The sequence below is a fragment of the Sphingobium quisquiliarum P25 genome (assembly GCF_000445065.1).
GTDB lineage: Bacteria > Pseudomonadota > Alphaproteobacteria > Sphingomonadales > Sphingomonadaceae > Sphingobium > Sphingobium quisquiliarum.
In genome coordinates, this window is the sequence record NZ_ATHO01000150.1 from 54633 (window position 1) to 70557 (window position 15925).

Consider the following 15925-nt stretch of genomic DNA (forward strand, 5'->3'; position numbering starts at 1 on the left):
CAGGATGGCGCGGCCACCCAGCCGACGCCCCGGGCACAACCGGAAGGCGCAATACAGCCTCTTCGCCAGCTATGTGGTGGCGATGACGGGCGCCGCCGTCGGCCTGCTCCTGGTGGTTGTCGCCATATTCGATCCGACGGGTTTCGCGGTGATCCGCACCGCGACGGCGGAAATCACGCGTCCGGCGTCGATCGCGATGCGCAACATGGTGAGCGGCGCAAGCTCGCTGGACGAAGTGCTGGCCGCCTATTGGCGCGCCGGGTCCCAGAATATCGCGCTGCGCCGTCAGGTGGAGGCGGATCGCAACCGCATCATCGAAGCCAAGGCGGTGGCACAGGAAAATATCCGCCTCAAAAAGCTGCTGAAACTGGTGGAGACCGACGACAGCGAACTGCTGACCGCCCGGCTGATCGCCTCCTCGTCCAGCAGCACGCGCCGCTTCGCCCGCCTCAATGCCGGGCGCTGGCAGGGCGTGCGGATGGGCATGCCTGTGCGCGCGCCCGAAGGGCTGATCGGCCGCATCCACAACACAACGCCCAACACGGCGGAAGTCCTGCTGCTGACCGACACCAGCAATATCGTGCCGGTGCGCCGCGCCAATGACAGCGTTCCCGCCATTTCCACGGGGCTGGGCGACGGCACGCTGGAAATCAGGGCGCTGGCAGCGGGGCGCAATCCCTTCCATCCGGGCGACCTGCTGGTGACGTCAGGCGTCGGCGGCGTCTACCAACCCAACATACCCGTCGCCGTCGTCGTGCGGACGCAGGGCGAGATCGCCTATGGCGTTCCCCTCGCCAACCCGTCGAAGGTCGATGCGGTGGTGGTCGAACGTTCCTTTGAAGAGGCCGTGACGCGGACCGATCCGGCGGCAGACGCGGTGCCCGTGGACGCCGGGGCAGCGGCCAACGCCATCACGCCATGATCGACCCGCACCTACGCCATGTTCCGCGCCTGGGCCGCCAGCCATCGGCTTTCCGCCTGAACGGGACGCCGGTGATCACGGTGATGCTGGGTTCGGCCGTCACAATATTGCCAGTGATCGCGCAGGCGCCGGTGATGCCCCCCTTCGGGCTGCTGCTGCTGCTGTCCTGGCGGCTGCTGCGGCCCGAATTGTGGCGCACCTGGATCGGCCTGCCCCTCGGCCTGTTCGATGACATGATGAGCGGCCAGCCGATCGGATCGGCCATGTTCCTGTGGACGGTGACGCTGATCGGGATCGACGCCATCGAACATCGCATGGTCTGGCGAAGCTACCGGCAGGACTGGCTAATCGCGGCGCTGGCGATTATCTTCTGCATCGCGGGCGGGGTGCTGTTCGCGCGCATGGCTGGCGGAGGAGACATCAACCTGTATCTTGTCGCGCCACAGATGCTCTGGACCATCCTGCTTTTCCCCTTCGTGGTGCGGCAATGCGCCCGGATCGACCGCTGGCGTGTAATGGCATGAAGCTGCCCAGGCTCAAGAAGAAGACCGTCAACGAAGCCGCCCTGTCCTTCACATTCACGCGCCGGGCGATGGTGATCGGCGGCATTCAGGCCGGTTTCGGGGCGATGCTGATCGGGCGGATGGCCTGGATCAGCATTGCGGAAAATGAGAAATACAATCTTCTGTCGGAAAGCAATCGCGTCAACCTGACGCTCATCCCGCCCCGGCGCGGATGGATCATCGACCGCAACGGGCGGCCTCTGGCCAACAACCGCACCGACTTTCGCGTCGACCTGATCCCGGAGCGCGTCACTGACCCCGAAGGCACGATCCGCAGCCTGGCGCAGTTGCTCTCGCTCTCGCCCGAAGATGTGGAGCGCATCAAGACAGAGTTGGACAAGTCGGCGGGATTCCGCCCGGTGCAGGTCGCCGAAAAGCTGACCTATGACCAGTTCGCGGCCGTCAGCGTCCGCCTGCCCGACCTGCCTGGAGTGTCGCCCAGCCAGGGCTTTTCCCGCTACTATCCCGCAGGGGCAACGGTCGGCCATCTGCTGGGATATGTGGGCGCGGCATCGGCCAAGGATTATGAGGAGCGCAAGGACCCGCTGCTGATCACGCCGGGGTTCAAGGTCGGCAAGGACGGGCTGGAAAAATCCTTCGACCGTGAACTGACGGGCAAGCCCGGCGCGAAACGGGTGGAGGTGACCGCGCGCGGAAAGATCGTGCGCGAACTGACCACCCGGCCCGACACGCCGGGCAACCCCATCAAGCTCACCATCGACGCCGGGTTGCAGGAATATGCCGGGCGGCGGCTCGCCACGCAGAGCGGCTCCGTCGTCATCATCGACTGCCACAATGGCGACGTCCTCGCCATGGCGTCGATGCCCAGTTTCGATCCCAACAGCTTTTCCGACGGCATCGGCCGCCTGGAATGGGAAATGCTGTCGAAGGACGATCACGTCCCCCTGCGCAACAAGACGCTCCAGGGCCTCTATCCCCCCGGATCGACGGTCAAGCCCATGGTGGCGCTGGCGCTGCTGGAAGCGGGCGTCAAACCGTCCGAAACCATCGGCTGCTCTGGCGCGATCCGCGTCGGCAACACATTGTTCCACTGCCACAAGCGGCGCGGCCATGGCGCGGTGAACATGCGCACCGCCATCGCGCAGAGCTGCGACATCTATTTCTACCAGATGGCGCAGCGCATCGGCATGGACCGCATCGCCAGCATGGCCCGGCGTGTCGGCATGGGGCAGAAATTCCCGCTGCCCTTCCCCAGCCAAAGTTACGGCACGGTTCCCGACCCCGCGTGGAAGCTCAAGAAATATGGGCAGAAATGGCAGGTCTACGACACTGTCAATGCGACCATCGGCCAAGGCTATATGCTCATCAATCCGTTGCAAATGGCGGTTATGGCGGCCCGGCTTGCGACCGGGCGGCAGTTGATGCCCAATTTCCTCCATGGCGCGTCCCGCTCGGCTCCCGCGCCTGTCGGCGTGAACGAGGAGCATCTGGTGACCATCCGCGACGCCATGAGCGCGGTCGTCAACGGAGGCGGCACCGGCGGCGCGGCGCGGATGAGCATCCCCGGCGTCATGATGGCTGGCAAGACCGGCACAGCGCAGGTACGCCGCATCACCATGAGCGAACGCGCGGGCGGCGTCAGGGGCAATGCCTCCCTGCCCTTCAAGCTGCGCGACCATGCCCTGTTCCAGGGCTTTGCTCCGTTCGACAATCCCCGCTACGCCATTGCCTGCATCATCGAGCATGGCGGCCACGTCAACCGGATCGAGGACGCGCCGATGATCGCGAGCGACACCATGTCCTTCCTGTTCGATCAGGCCAAGGCGATGGAGAAGCTGGAGACTCTGGAAAAGGGCTGGGGCGGCACCCCTGCCGAGCGCATGGCGCGGCAAATGGCGGCATTCCGCCTCGCCAAGGCCATTGAGAAGGGAGAGGCCCCGCCGCAAGCAGCCGCGAATGCGACAGAGGCCGCCAACGCCACTGCCAGCAACGCCTCTTCCCCCGCCCCGGCGCAAAATGCCGACGCGCAGCCTGCGGAAGATGATGCGCCGCCCCCTCCTGATTCCAATCCGGGCGGCGCGCGATGAACATCGTCCCTGAACCCGTGGCCCAATTTCCCTGGAAGGTTCTGGGGATTCTCTTCGCGATCGCCTGCTTCGGCACGCTGGTACTGTACAGTTCTGCGGGCGGCAGCATCACGCCCTGGGCCATCAACCAAGCGGTGCGCTTCGTCATCTTCACCGGCATGGCGCTGGTGCTGAGCCGCATCCCGCTTGAAATCTTCGCCCGCTTCGCCTTCCCGGCCTATGGCGTGGTGCTTGTGTCGCTGGTCGTGGTCGAACTGATCGGCGGCGTCGCGGGGGGCAGTCAGCGGTGGATCAATCTTGGCTTCATGCAGTTGCAGCCGTCGGAGTTCATGAAACCGGCGATCGTCCTGGCGGTTGCCCGCTTCTATGCGCTGCTTCCGGTGGGAGAAATCCGGCGATGGACCGCCATCTGGCCCGCTTTGGTGCTGATCGGGGTGCCGTGGGCGCTGGTCCTGGTGCAGCCTGACCTTGGCACCGCGACCATGATTGCTGCGGGGGGAGTGACGGTCATGTTCCTGGCAGGGCTGCCGTTGCGCCTGTTTGTCGGGTCGGGACTGGCCCTGGCGGCGATCATCCCGATCGCGTTCAGCTTCCTGCATGATTATCAGAAGAACCGCGTTCTCATCTTCCTCGACCCGGAAAGCGATCCCCTGGGCGCGGGCTACCATATCAGCCAGTCGAAAATTGCCATCGGTTCGGGCGGCCTGTGGGGCAAGGGTTTCCTTAAGGGCACGCAAAGCCATCTGGACTATCTGCCCGAAGGCCATACCGACTTCGTCTTTGCGACCATGGCGGAGGAATGGGGGCTGGCTGGCGGCATATTCCTGATCGGCGCGTTCCTGCTGCTGTTCCGCTGGGGCATCGGCGTATCACTCCGCACGCAGGACAAATATGCAAGGCTGGTGGCGGCGGGGCTCACCACGACCATCTTCTTCTATGTCGCCATCAACCTGATGATGGTGATGGGCCTCGCCCCCGTGGTCGGCATCCCCCTGCCCTTCATGTCCTATGGCGGGTCGTCAATGCTGACGGTCATGCTGTGCATCGGCATCATCATGGCGATCGAAAGGTCCACGCGCAAAGGCCGCCGGTCCAGCGGCAACTGGGCCTGAGCAACCGCCATCCGCGAAAAATCCCGCCGCAAAGCAAATTACTGTTTGCAAAGCCGAAGGATAATGCTAACCGCCCGGCCACGCCAAGGCGACACCCCAAGGGGTCAGCCGAAAGCGAGTGTGGACGCATAGCTCAGTTGGTAGAGCAGCTGACTCTTAATCAGCGGGTCCTAGGTTCGAGCCCTAGTGCGTCCACCATCCATTCCAAATAATACAGCAACTTACCCCAAATAGGGGATGACTCCAAAAGTTGCCTGTGAAATCCCCATAAGCAAATCATGAGCAGTACCGCAGCGTAAGCGCGGGTCGCTGATATGCGTGGCGACGCCTGCCAACAGGGATATGCGTCAATCTTCGGCTCGCCGGTAATAAGCGGTGTTGAACGCGAGCGCGAATTTGCCCGGTTCGCGAATGCAGCAATGGGTCCAGTCCGGCCGGATCTACTTACACAACTGTCCACAAACGCCCCCCGCCAGTGCGGATCTCCTGTCAGCATGGCTCGCCAATTACCCTCGGCGCAGCCCCGTTGCCCATTCAAGCCTTGCCCCCCGGCGTGCAAACCATGTTCTATCGCGACAATCCTTCACTTCCGGCCGCGAGCAATATCACTCACCCGCCGCACCCCTGTTGCAAGGCACTTGACCAACGGTAGAATGAACCAAAGGAGAGGCGCCAGCGGAGCAGATGCATGCAGATGACGACCGCCTTTGCTGCCACCGATTGAAGATCGCTAGAAAGGACGAACCACAATGCGTGCTGCAATTTTCGAAGGCGTGGGAAAGCCACTGTCCATCCAGACCGTGGCCGATCCCACCCCTGCGCCGGACCAGGTTATCCTGACGGTCGAAAATGCGGGCATCTGCGGTTCTGACCTTCACATGAGCGAAGGAGAGCACACCCCCGCGGGCCTCATCCTGGGCCATGAATTTGCGGGCACGATCGCCGCGGTAGGATCGGCAGTGACGGGATGGAAAGCCGGTGACCGTGTGACCGCGCTGCCGCTCAACGCTTGCAATAGCTGCGACGCCTGCGACCAGGGGCTGCCCGCCTTGTGCAGCGAAACTCTGTTCACCGGATGCTATCTGAACGCCCAGGGCGCCTATGCCCAATATGTCGCGGCGCGCGGCTCCATGCTCCAGCGCCTGCCCGATGGCGTCAGCTTTGAGGAAGGCGCGATGGTCGAGCCGCTGGCGGTGGGCCATCATATCGTCGGCATGGCCGAAATGCCGCGTGGAGCGTCGGTTCTGGTCCTGGGCGGCGGTCCGATCGGCGCTGCCGTGGCGTTGTTCGCGCGCCATGCGGGCGCGCGTGACGTGATCGTCAGCGAGATGTCCGAAAGCCGCCGCGCCCGTGCAATGGACGTCGGGGCGACGGCCGTGATCGATCCCCGCAAGGAGGATGTGCTGGAGGCATTCCGCAAGGCCACCGGCAAAGCGCGCCCCTCCGTCGTGTTCGAATGCGTCGGCCTGCCCGGCATGATGCGGCAGGCGGTGGATTTCGCAGCCGTGCGCGGCCGCGTGGTCATCGCGGGTGTCGTGTTCCAGGAGGATACGCTTGCGCCCATCGCCGCCCTGGGCAAGGAAGTGACGATCCGCTTTAGCCAGGCCTATACCGAAAGCGATTTTGCCGCTGTCATCGACGCGCTGGCGCGGCGCGAGGTCGATACGCAACCGCTGCATACGGCAACGGTCAGCCTGGATGAACTGCCCGAAGCGTTTGAGGCGCTCCGCAAGCCGACGACCCAGTGCAAGGTTCTGATCAAACCCTGATCGTGGCGGACGCCCTTGATTCATCAAGGGCGGAAATTCACTTCTCCAACTAACAGAGAAGGGGCGGGAGGATGTGATCCTCCTTCCCGGAGAAATGCACTTCGCTCTATTGACCGCGGCTTGGGTGGACTGGCGCCTCGCCGCGCGCGGCCGCTTCAGGATTGCGCCAGCGTTTCAAGCAATTCCATCAGCATAGGACGCAGGCGCAATATCTCCTCGCGGTGGACCGCGCTTAATCGCGCCAGAATGCCATGCGCCTGTTCGGTCAAAAGCAGCAGCGCCTGCCGCCTGTCCCGCGCCGATGGCTGGCGCTGGACCAGATTCAGCGCCACCAGCCGGTCGATCAGGCCGCTCGCACTGTGCGGTTTCAGGATCAGCCGGTCCGCGACATAACCTACCGTCGCCTCCCCTGACGGGGCCGCGCGGATCGCGAGCAGCGCCTGATGCTGCTGCGGCGTCAGCCCGCAAGCCGCAGCGCGATTCTCGCTGAACGCCAGGAATTGGCGCAGGGAATATCGGAATTCCGCGAGGGTCGCATAATCGGCATCGGAAAGGTCGGCAGGCATAAGACACCTCTACGCCGTCATGCGGCATTGATAAATATCGTACTACGATATATTGGCGCGCCTTCCTTGTTCCTTTGGATGGACCCGCGATGCGTTCCTTCAACCTTTCCTCCTCTCCCCCGCGCCTGGCCGACCACAGCGCCGACCGGCGCATGCTGATGCTGGCGGCGGCGGCCATCGTGGTGGGGACAGGCGGCGCCATGGGGGCATGGCTGCTGTTGAAGGCGATAGCGGCCGCCACCAACATCTTCTGGTTCGGCCGCCTCTCCGCTGCGCCGTCCGAGATCACCGGCAACAGCCTTGGCCCGGCGGTCGCCGTCATTCCGGTCGTCGGCAGCCTCATCGTCGGCCTGATGGCCCGTTTCGGTTCGGACAAGATTCGCGGCCACGGCATACCGGAGGCGATAGAGGCGATCCTCTATGGCGAAAGCCGCCTGTCGCCCAAGGTCGCCATCCTCAAGCCCCTGTCCTCTGCCATCTCCATCGGCAGCGGCGGGCCGTTCGGCGCGGAAGGGCCGATCATCATGACGGGCGGGGCGATCGGGTCTCTGTTCGCCCAGCGGTTCCACCTGAGCGCGGCGGAGCGCAAGACATTGCTCGTCGCGGGCGCTGCGTCCGGGATGACCGCGATCTTCGGCACGCCCGTCGCGGCCATCCTCCTCGCGATCGAGGTGTTGCTGTTCGAATGGAAGCCGCGCAGCTTCGTGCCGGTCGTCATCGCCGCCCTCACCGCGCTGCTGTGGCGTCCTCATCTGATCGGCGGCGGGGCGCTGTTTCCCGTCATCCACCATATCGCTCTGGAGCCGGTCATCATCGGCATCGCTCTCGCCATGGGAGCGCTCGCGGGATGTCAGGCCTCGCTGCTGTCTATCCTCCTCTACCGGGTGGAGGATCTGTTCGCCCGGCTGCCCCTGCATTGGATGTGGTGGCCCGCCATCGGCGCGGTCGCGGTGGGGATTGGCGGCCTGATCGACGCCCATGTGCTGGGCGCGGGTTATGACAGCATCCGGGCCCTGCTCGACGGATCGATGGCGCTGCGGGTCGCGCTCGCGCTCCTCTTCGTCAAGGCGGCGGTGTGGCTGATCGCCCTTGGTTCAGGCACTTCGGGCGGGGTGCTCGCGCCGCTGCTGATGCTCGGCGGCGCGCTCGGTTTCGTGATCGGCCATTATCTGCCGGGCGGCAGCGCGCTATGGGCGCTGGCGGGCATGGCCGGGACGATGAGCGGCGCGATGCGCGCGCCTCTGACGGCGGCGCTGTTCGCGGCCGAACTGACCGGCGATTTCGCGATGCTTCCGCTTACCATGGCGGCGTCGGCCAGCGCCTATGCCGTCAGCGTCCTCCTCATCCGCCGGTCGATCCTGACGGAGAAGATCGCGCGCCGGGGACGCCACGTCTTGCAGGAATATAGCGTCGATCCGCTCGACTTCCTGCAAGCGGGACAGGTGATGACGCCCAACCCGGAAACGCTGCCGGGAATGATGACGGTCGCCCAAACGGTGCGCTTCTTCGCGGATGCGAAGCATCGCAGCTATCCCGTGGTGGACGAGGCCGGGCATCTGGTCGCGCTCGTATCCCGCTCCGACGCGCTGCGATGGCAGACGGACGCCGCGCCGCTGGACGCCACATTGGCGGAAGTGCTTTCGGACATATCCCTTCCCGTCGCCAGGCCGGAGGAGCCGATCGGCCGGATCGCGGACCTGATGGTCGATAACGGCATCGGGCGTATCCCGGTCGTCGATCCGCACACCTCCCGCCTAGTCGGCATATTGAGCAGGCAGGACATGCTCAAGATACGGCATGTTCACCGTGCCGCCGAACAGGCGCGCGGCTGACGGCCCAGCCTCCGGCGGGGTGAGGACCAGACGCTTGCGCAAAGGCCAGAACCCTGCTCCCGCCATGGGAACAGGGTCTAGTCTCAGCGCTTCACATTGCCGTTCTTCGACACTTCAAGCCGCAGGCGGCATCACCATTTGAAGCTCAGCGTCGCGCCGAATTCACGCGGGTTCGTGACGTTGACGGTGCTGTAGCCGGACTCGAACGCGCCAGCGACAGCAGCGCCGGTCTGCACTTCGCCCAGCGAGATGTTCGTGATCCGCTTCTGATTGAACAGATTCTTCGCGAACACATCCAGTTCCCATTTGTCATCGTTGGAACGCACGCCCACGAACAGGTTGACGATTTCGCGATGCTTGAACCGATATTGCGACTGCCACCAATAATAGCTGGGCGTGTAGGTCAACAGCGCCCGGACAAAGGGTGTGACATTGTCCATCGGGAAGCGCACTTCCGTATTGGCGTTCAGGCTGAAGTCCGGCGTATTCGCCAGCTTATCGTCGATATTGCAGTAGCTGACATTGCCGGGACCGGTAACGTCGGGATCGCCAATGGTATTGGGCGCGCCAGTCCCCGCATAGTCGTTGCACGGCAGCCTGGCATTGTCCCAGCGCGCCTTGGTATAGGCGGCGCTGACGTTCAGGTCCCAATCGGGCGTGGGCCGCGCATCGATGGACGCCTCGACACCCTTGATCGTGGCGTCTCCATTATAGTTGAAGTCGAAAACACCCGTGGGTCCGCTTGGGTTGGCGGGCGAAGACCAGAAAATACTGTTGAAGCGGCTGAGGAAGCCATTCAGCTTCTGATAGAAGGCCGCGACGCTATAGTTCAGCTTGCGATCGAACAGTGCTCCCTTTACGCCGACTTCGATGGAGTCCGTCTTTTCCGGCCGGGTCTGAATAAGATCGCCGGTAACTACGGCCGGGCCCGCCACTTTCGAACTGCCCTGGCGGAAAGAATGCCCATAGGCGGCATAGATGTTCAGGTCAGGGGTCGCTTCATAGTTGATGGTCGCCCCGCCAGTGATTGGCGTATTTCGGATGCGCTGCAAAGGCGCCGGAATGATTTCCTCGGCCGGTGAACTGATGAACCCTGCAAGCCCCTGCTGTGTCGTCTGCACCTTCTTCAAGATCGAATAACGCAAACCGCCCTGAATGGTCAGCGGGCCCGTCTTGTATCGGAGATTGCCGCTGAACGACCAAGTCTGCGTATTTACCGGAACTCTTATCAGCGCCGTCAGCGGGAACTGGTTGGCCATGGTAAAGGGCGCGATCGGATCGTTGCATCCCACGGCCGCCCCGCCCACCAAGGCGCAAGGCGGATTGACCTGCGCATCCGGCGCCACGGGGTACAGAAGCAGGCTGCTATCCTGCTGCACGCGCGTCGTGCCGGTTTGCTTCGAATAGAAGGCGCTCACTCCCCAGCCAAGACCTTCCTCATTGTTCGAGGCCAGGCGCAACTCGCCCGTATCGACCTTGTACGGCGTGATCACGTTGGAAGTCTGGATATAGCCGGGAATGCTGTTTGCCGAATCCAGGTCCCGCTCGATCTTCAACTTGGTATATTGATGCGCGCCGACAAATGACAGCGTTGCGGGACCAAGGTCATAGTCGAACTGCAAGTTGACGAGATGCGTTTCGTTCCGATTGCGGAAGATGCCTTCCTGCACCGAACCGCGATCGGACACGCTCAGCGGCGGACCGGACACGACGCTGGTGTCGGGAGCGAAGGAACCGCCCCCAAATGCTGGCGGAACGAGGATCGTGGGCGTGCCGAAGAATGTGCTGTAGATGCCCAGCGGCGTATTGCCGCTTCCGACGACCTGCTGGAAAACGCGATTGTCCGCGTGCAGATATTGGTAGGTCAGGAAAGCGGTGAAGTCCGTGCTGGGCTGCCAGCCCAGCGTGATGCGGCCGCTTTCCGTCCGGCTGCGCGAATAATCGCCGCTGTTGACGTCCCGCACCTGATTGACGCGATTGCCATCGACCAGCCCCGCAACGCGGATCGCCAGCGTGTCGTTGAACGGCAGGGATACGCCGCCCTGCACATTATAGGCGTGCCGGTCGGTTCCGGTGATTTGCATATAGCCGTCCGGCCCGTCGAAAACCGGCTTGCGCGTGGCGATGGTGATCGATCCGGCGGGCGCCGACAGGCCGCGCAGCAGCCCCTGAGGACCGCGCAGCACTTCGATCTGCTGAATATCATAGACTGCCGTGAAGACGGTCTGCGCATCCGCCGGGACTTCATTATAATAGACCTGAACCGCAGGACCCGTCCCCTGATCGGGGTCGAACGTGATACCGCGCAAAGTCGTCGTGTTGTTACGGCCAGTCGTATTGGTAAGTTGCAGGCCCGGCGCAAGTTGCGAGATATCCTTGACGTCGAAAATCTTAAATTGCTCAAGCTGCTCGCCGGTGGCGACGTTCACCGACATCGGCACGTCTTGCAGCCTTTCTTCACGCCGGGTCGCGGTTACGATAATGTCGGCGGTGTTGCTGCTTTCAGCCCCTGATTGCGCATGAGCCGCAGCAGGCATGGCAAAAGCGGAAACACTGGCGCACAGCATAGCGGCGCGCGAAATGCGCTTCATCTTCATCCAGACATCCTCCCTCAGACGTAATTTTGTTGGACGACTCTTATCGGCCGTCTCTGTTCTTTATATCGCAGCTACTAAGGGGAGCAATGATCTTTCGAACGCCCCCGCACGATTTATTTCGGGAAGACTTGCCGCGCCATGGACATGCGCGATGGCGGCGGCAGATGCCATATCACTCCCGCCGCTGCTGCGTGCCGGAGCCCTCTTCCTCCGGCTGCCCGTCCGCCGCTGCCTCCGGCACGACCCAATTGAGCCGGATGCCCCCGCCCGCTATTCCCTCGACGGCGCGTCCGCCGCGCGATACGATGCCTTCGGCTATGGCGCGGCGCTGGGCGGCGGTTCCCCCGTTCACCTGCATGTCCTGCGACCGGCGCGACGATGCCCAGGCGGCAAGGTCCAGCAGCCTGCCGTCGACCACGCCCTGATCGATCCGCACGCCGGGCAGGTTCGTCTGTTCAGGCGGCGCCAGCGTCACCGTCCAGTCCGGCAAAGCGCGGCGGGCGCGATCTTCCAGCGCGCGATAGCCCTCAAGGCCCAGCCCCGGCAGCACGGCGGCGGTCGCGCCCAGGCTGCGCCGTCCGGGGTTCAGCCGCACGGCGGACGGGCTGGTTCCGGCGATAAGGCTCAGGATGCTGGCGGCCTGGTCAGGGCGGCTGCCAAAGTCCTGCCGCCCGCTCTCGCTCGCGCGGGCGATCTGCGCGGCCTCCGTCGCCCCTGCATCCTGCGAGGTGCGGAGCTGGTCGACATGGATATCCACCGGGCGGCCCAGCCGCGCCCGCAGGTCGGCCGCCAGCAGCGCGTCGGCCCTGGGAACGATGCCGGGCGTCAGCATGACGGCACGCACCCTCATCGGCGAGCGGGCATAGTCAATCTCGACCTGACTGAGCCGCGCGTCCGAAGGAAAGCGCGCCCGCACGGTATCGCGCACCTGACGCTGCGCCACCGCCTCGAACGCGATCTGCTTGAGCGCCGCGCTCAAGGGGATCGACAGCAGGCCCAGCCCTGCGAAGAACAACACCAGCTGCCATCCGGTATGGTGCGGCGATAAATGGCTGCCAAACCCATAGACGCGCGCCACCAGCGCCGCCGTCAGCGATATCGTCACCGCGTTGGTGATGAACAGCAGCAGCGCGCCGGAAAAGATCGTCCAGTTCCAAGTGGCGATGCCGAATCCGACCACCACGATCGGCGGCATCAGCGCGATGGCGATCGCGACACCCACCACCGTGCCGCCCCGCCCGCGGATCAGGGCATAGGCCCCGGCGAGGGCGGACAGCAGCGCCACCAGCAGGTCGAACAGGGTCGGCTGCGTTCGTCCGGCAATCTCGCTCGTGATCGTCTGGACCGGCGACAGGGCAACCAGAATGACCGACAGGATGACCGCGACGGCTGATCCCAGGCCCAGCGCAGTGGCGGCGCGCCGGATCTCCTGGAAATCGAGCGTGGCTATCCCGAAGCCAAGGCCGATGATCGGCATCATGAGGGGTGAGAGCAGCATCGCGCCGATCAGCACCGCGACCGACGGCATCAGCAGGCCCAGCAAGGAAATCGATGCGGAAATCAGCACCAGGAAGAGGTATCGCCCTGACCAGCCGGAATCCTCGCTGATCTGGTCGAGGACGGCCGCGTGATCCACGCCGCCCACGACCCAGATGCTCCACCATCGCCGCAGCTTGCTCCTGCTTTCGCGCTCTGCGGCTTCCACTGCAAAAACCTCTTGCTTTACATCAATGTGCCTCCTGCTAGGCGATCGGGTCCATGTCCGCAACCGCACGGGGACGGCAGGCCGCCATCACTCCGCCCGCGCACTGGACTCCGGCAGCACCAGCGTGACCAGCAGCCCCGGCCCAGCGTCCGACAGGACCAGCGTTCCGCCATGCAGCCGCGCCACCGCCGCCGCCAGGGAAAGCCCCAGCCCCGCGCCGGCGATATGGCGCGAAGCATCCAGCCGGGCGAAACGCCGCAACGCCTCCTCCCGCCGGTCCTCGGCGATACCGGGTCCGTTATCCGCCACGCTCACCAATATGCGTCCGGACTCGCGCCGCGCGGACAGCCGGATATGGGTGCCGCCATATTTCAGCGCATTGTCGATCAGGTTGGACAGCACCTGTCCGATCAGTTCGCGTTGCGCCCGGATGGAAAAGGCCGGCTCCGCATCGACGGTGATGGTCGCGCCCTTCTCCTCCGCGATGACGCCGTACATCTCCTGAAAATCACGCAGCAGCGCCCCGGCGTCCACGGCGGCGAAGCTGTCCCGCCCGATCCCCGCCTCCGCCCGGCTGATGACCAGCGCGGTGTTCAGCATCCGCAGCAGGGTGTCGCTCTCCTCCAGCACGCTTTCCAGAACGGCGCCGGTGTTCTCGTCCCGGCTGCTTTTGAGCGCGCTTTCGATAACGGCGCGCTGGCGCGTAAGGGGGGAGCGCAGATCATGGGCCAGCCCGTCCGTCACCAGGCGCAACTCGCCCACCAGCCGGGTGATCTGGTCGAGCATGGCGTTGATGGCGCGGCCCAGCGCGTCGAACATATCGCCGCTGCCCGTCAGCGCGATCCTGCGCTCCATCTCCCCCGTGCTGACCGCCGCCGCCGTGTCGATGACGGATTTCAGCCGCCGCTTGATGATCGCCGCCGACAGCCACGCCGCGCCCCCCGCCAGCGGCACCGCCAGCAGGACCGCGCCGATCAACGCCGTCTGGAGGAAGCCGCCGATGCGCAGGTCATCCTCGACGACATGCCCCGTCATCAGCCGCGCGCCATCGGGAAAGCGGGCGGCGACGATGCCTATCTCTTCCCGCGCCCTGCCCTTGCGGTCGTTGCGCACCAGCCGGGCGCGATGCCATGTTTCGGAACTGCCTGTACCCGCTGGCCAATGGTCCAGATTGCCCGCGATCTTCCGGCCGTCCGGCGACAGCAGCAGGATCACCGAATTGCCGCTGGGGTCGGATGCGATCCGGCTGCGCACGGTCGCGCCTGCCGCGGCCGAACCGGCGGCGGCGTAGGTCGCCGCGATATCGTCGCGCAGGCCGACCGCCACTTCCCGGCTCGCATGCGCCATCGACCGGCTGGTGAACTGGTGCACCGCCGCCAGCGCCACCAGCACGCAGGCGATCTGCATCAGGAAGACGAGGATGGCGAAGCGCCAGATGACCGAATGAAATCTCCGCACGAAGCCGCGTCAGCCCTGATCGCCCAGGCGATAGCCCGCGCCCCTTACCGTGTGGATCAACGGCGCCTCCCCTTCCTCGTCGATCTTGCGCCGCAGCTTGCTGATATGCACGTCGATCACGTTGGTTCCGGGGTCGAAATGATAGTCCCACACCCCTTCCAGCAACATGGTCCGCGTCACCACCTCGCCCTGATGGCGCATCAGGAAATCGAGCAGGCGGAACTCGCGCGGCTGCAACTCTATCGTCCGCCCGCCCCGCGTCACCCGGCGCGACAATAGGTCGATCTTGAGGTCGCCGCAGGTCAGCCGCGTTTCGGGAACAGGCCCCGCCGTCCGCCTGCGGATGATCAGCCGCAGGCGCGCGAGCAGCTCGGCAAAGGAGAAGGGCTTGGCAAGATAATCGTCGGACCCGGTGGTCAGCCCTGCAACGCGATCCTCCGCCGCGGCCAGCGCCGACAGGATGATGACCGGCGTTTCGATCGCCGCCGCGCGCAGGGCCGCCAGCACCGCCATCCCGTCCATGCCCGGCAGCATCCGGTCCAGGATGATCGCGTCATGGGTCCGCCCGGTGGCCAGGAACAGACCGTCGCGGCCGTCGCTGGCGCGGTCGACCGTGAACCCCTCCTCCGTCAATCCTCTGGCGATATAGTCCGCGGTCGTCGCGTCATCCTCGACCAGCAATATCTTGTGGCTCATGGCTGCCCTTCCCCTTCCGCCGTCCGGTCCCGCGCGGCCCTGCCCATGCGCGAAGCCGCGCTGCCCCGGCCGCCGCCGACCAGCCGCTGAAGGTCGACCATGGCGCGCGCCATCGACAGCCCCTGCGGCCCGGCGATGAAGCGCGGCTCCCATTGCGGCGCGAACTTGGCCTTATAGGCGCGAAGCCCCTCGAAGCCATAGAAGCTCTCGCCATGGCGGTAGAGAAAGGCTCCGGCCTTGGCCCACCATGGCGACAACGGCCGCGCCGCGAGACCCGACAGCGGCGCCAGGCCCAGCGTGAACCAGCGATAGCCCTTGTCCCGTCCCCACAGCATCAGCCGGGAAAACATGAAATCCATCGTGCCATAGGGCACGTCACTTCCATGGCGCATCAGGTCCACGGACAATTCGCCGCCGTCCGCCGCCGCCCATATGTTCGCGAAGGCCACGATCTCGTCGCCCCGGCACACCACGGCGCAGTCGAACTGTTGCAGATAGGCCGGATCGAAACGGCCGACGCTGAAGCTCTTTTCCGTCGCGCCCTTCGCCTCCAGCCACTCGTCCGAAATCGCCTTCAGCCGGGGGATCAGCATGGGCACGTCCGCCCGTGGCACGATCTCGAACCGCGCGCCCTCCCGCTCGGCCCGGCGGACCGCA

Annotated in this window: 12 protein-coding genes and 1 tRNA gene; 7 read left to right on the plus strand and 6 right to left on the minus strand. The window is 64.7% G+C overall.

The features are described from left to right. Positions 1-4 precede the first annotated feature (4 nt). The 6 genes from mreC (at position 5) to L288_RS38755 (ending at position 6414) form a co-directional block, all read left to right on the plus strand. Positions 5-922: a rod shape-determining protein MreC gene (gene mreC / locus L288_RS38730; RefSeq protein ID WP_021239533.1), complete on the plus strand. Its 918-nt coding sequence runs from the start codon at positions 5-7 to the stop codon at positions 920-922. Beyond that, the gene (gene mreD / locus L288_RS38735; protein ID WP_021239534.1) at positions 919-1446 is read left to right on the plus strand and encodes a rod shape-determining protein MreD; all 528 of its coding nucleotides are present in this window, start codon (positions 919-921) and stop codon (positions 1444-1446) included. Before mreC ends, mreD begins: the two co-directional genes overlap by 4 nt. Then, entirely contained in the window at positions 1443-3533 is a 2091-nt protein-coding gene (gene mrdA, locus L288_RS38740) for a penicillin-binding protein 2 (RefSeq protein ID WP_021239535.1), read from the plus strand. Before mreD ends, mrdA begins: the two co-directional genes overlap by 4 nt. Beyond that, positions 3530-4645: a rod shape-determining protein RodA gene (rodA, locus tag L288_RS38745; protein ID WP_021239536.1), complete on the plus strand. Its 1116-nt coding sequence runs from the start codon at positions 3530-3532 to the stop codon at positions 4643-4645. The genes mrdA and rodA overlap by 4 nt, the downstream gene beginning before the upstream one ends. Positions 4646-4767: 122 nt before the next feature. After that, a tRNA-Lys gene (locus L288_RS38750) sits at positions 4768-4843 on the plus strand. Between the two features lie 551 nt (positions 4844-5394). Beyond that, the gene (locus L288_RS38755; RefSeq protein WP_021239537.1) at positions 5395-6414 is read left to right on the plus strand and encodes a zinc-dependent alcohol dehydrogenase; all 1020 of its coding nucleotides are present in this window, start codon (positions 5395-5397) and stop codon (positions 6412-6414) included. 155 nt (positions 6415-6569) lie between these two features. Here L288_RS38755 and L288_RS38760 read toward each other — a convergent pair whose 3' ends face one another. Next, a complete protein-coding gene (locus tag L288_RS38760) occupies positions 6570-6980 on the minus strand; it encodes a MarR family winged helix-turn-helix transcriptional regulator (RefSeq protein WP_021239538.1) in 411 nt (136 codons plus the stop codon). A gap of 89 nt (positions 6981-7069) precedes the next feature. Here L288_RS38760 and L288_RS38765 point away from each other — a divergent pair, with 89 nt between their 5' ends. Then, complete coding sequence (locus L288_RS38765) at positions 7070-8812, plus strand: chloride channel protein (RefSeq protein WP_021239539.1); 1743 nt, start codon at positions 7070-7072, stop codon at positions 8810-8812. Between the two features lie 131 nt (positions 8813-8943). Here the strand turns inward: L288_RS38765 and L288_RS38770 are convergent, their stop codons facing one another. The 5 genes from L288_RS38770 to L288_RS0122110 form a co-directional block, all read right to left on the minus strand. Further along, positions 8944-11409, minus strand: coding sequence for a TonB-dependent receptor (locus L288_RS38770; protein WP_021239540.1), 2466 nt, complete (start codon positions 11407-11409; stop codon positions 8944-8946). Positions 11410-11581: 172 nt separating this feature from the next. Further along, positions 11582-13114: a DUF389 domain-containing protein gene (locus tag L288_RS38775; RefSeq protein WP_021239541.1), complete on the minus strand. Its 1533-nt coding sequence runs from the start codon at positions 13112-13114 to the stop codon at positions 11582-11584. A gap of 87 nt (positions 13115-13201) precedes the next feature. Further along, the gene (locus L288_RS38780) at positions 13202-14572 is read right to left on the minus strand and encodes a sensor histidine kinase (protein ID WP_021239542.1); all 1371 of its coding nucleotides are present in this window, start codon (positions 14570-14572) and stop codon (positions 13202-13204) included. A gap of 9 nt (positions 14573-14581) precedes the next feature. Then, positions 14582-15268, minus strand: a complete 687-nt coding sequence (locus L288_RS38785) for a winged helix-turn-helix domain-containing protein (RefSeq protein WP_021239543.1) — start codon at positions 15266-15268, stop codon at positions 14582-14584. After that, positions 15265-15925: phosphatidylglycerol lysyltransferase domain-containing protein (locus L288_RS0122110; RefSeq protein ID WP_031304789.1), on the minus strand; the 661-nt coding region annotated here is incomplete at its 5' end. The genes L288_RS38785 and L288_RS0122110, both read right to left, overlap by 4 nt.

Coding starts and splice junctions, on each gene's coding strand:
- mreC (WP_021239533.1), top strand. CDS start 5: ATGGCGCGGCCACCCAGCCGACGCCCCGGGCACAACCGGAAGGCGCAA.
- mreD (WP_021239534.1), top strand. CDS start 919: ATGATCGACCCGCACCTACGCCATGTTCCGCGCCTGGGCCGCCAGCCA.
- mrdA (WP_021239535.1), top strand. CDS start 1,443: ATGAAGCTGCCCAGGCTCAAGAAGAAGACCGTCAACGAAGCCGCCCTG.
- rodA (WP_021239536.1), top strand. CDS start 3,530: ATGAACATCGTCCCTGAACCCGTGGCCCAATTTCCCTGGAAGGTTCTG.
- L288_RS38755 (WP_021239537.1), top strand. CDS start 5,395: ATGCGTGCTGCAATTTTCGAAGGCGTGGGAAAGCCACTGTCCATCCAG.
- L288_RS38760 (WP_021239538.1), bottom strand. CDS start 6,980: ATGCCTGCCGACCTTTCCGATGCCGATTATGCGACCCTCGCGGAATTC.
- L288_RS38765 (WP_021239539.1), top strand. CDS start 7,070: ATGCGTTCCTTCAACCTTTCCTCCTCTCCCCCGCGCCTGGCCGACCAC.
- L288_RS38770 (WP_021239540.1), bottom strand. CDS start 11,409: ATGAAGATGAAGCGCATTTCGCGCGCCGCTATGCTGTGCGCCAGTGTT.
- L288_RS38785 (WP_021239543.1), bottom strand. CDS start 15,268: ATGAGCCACAAGATATTGCTGGTCGAGGATGACGCGACGACCGCGGAC.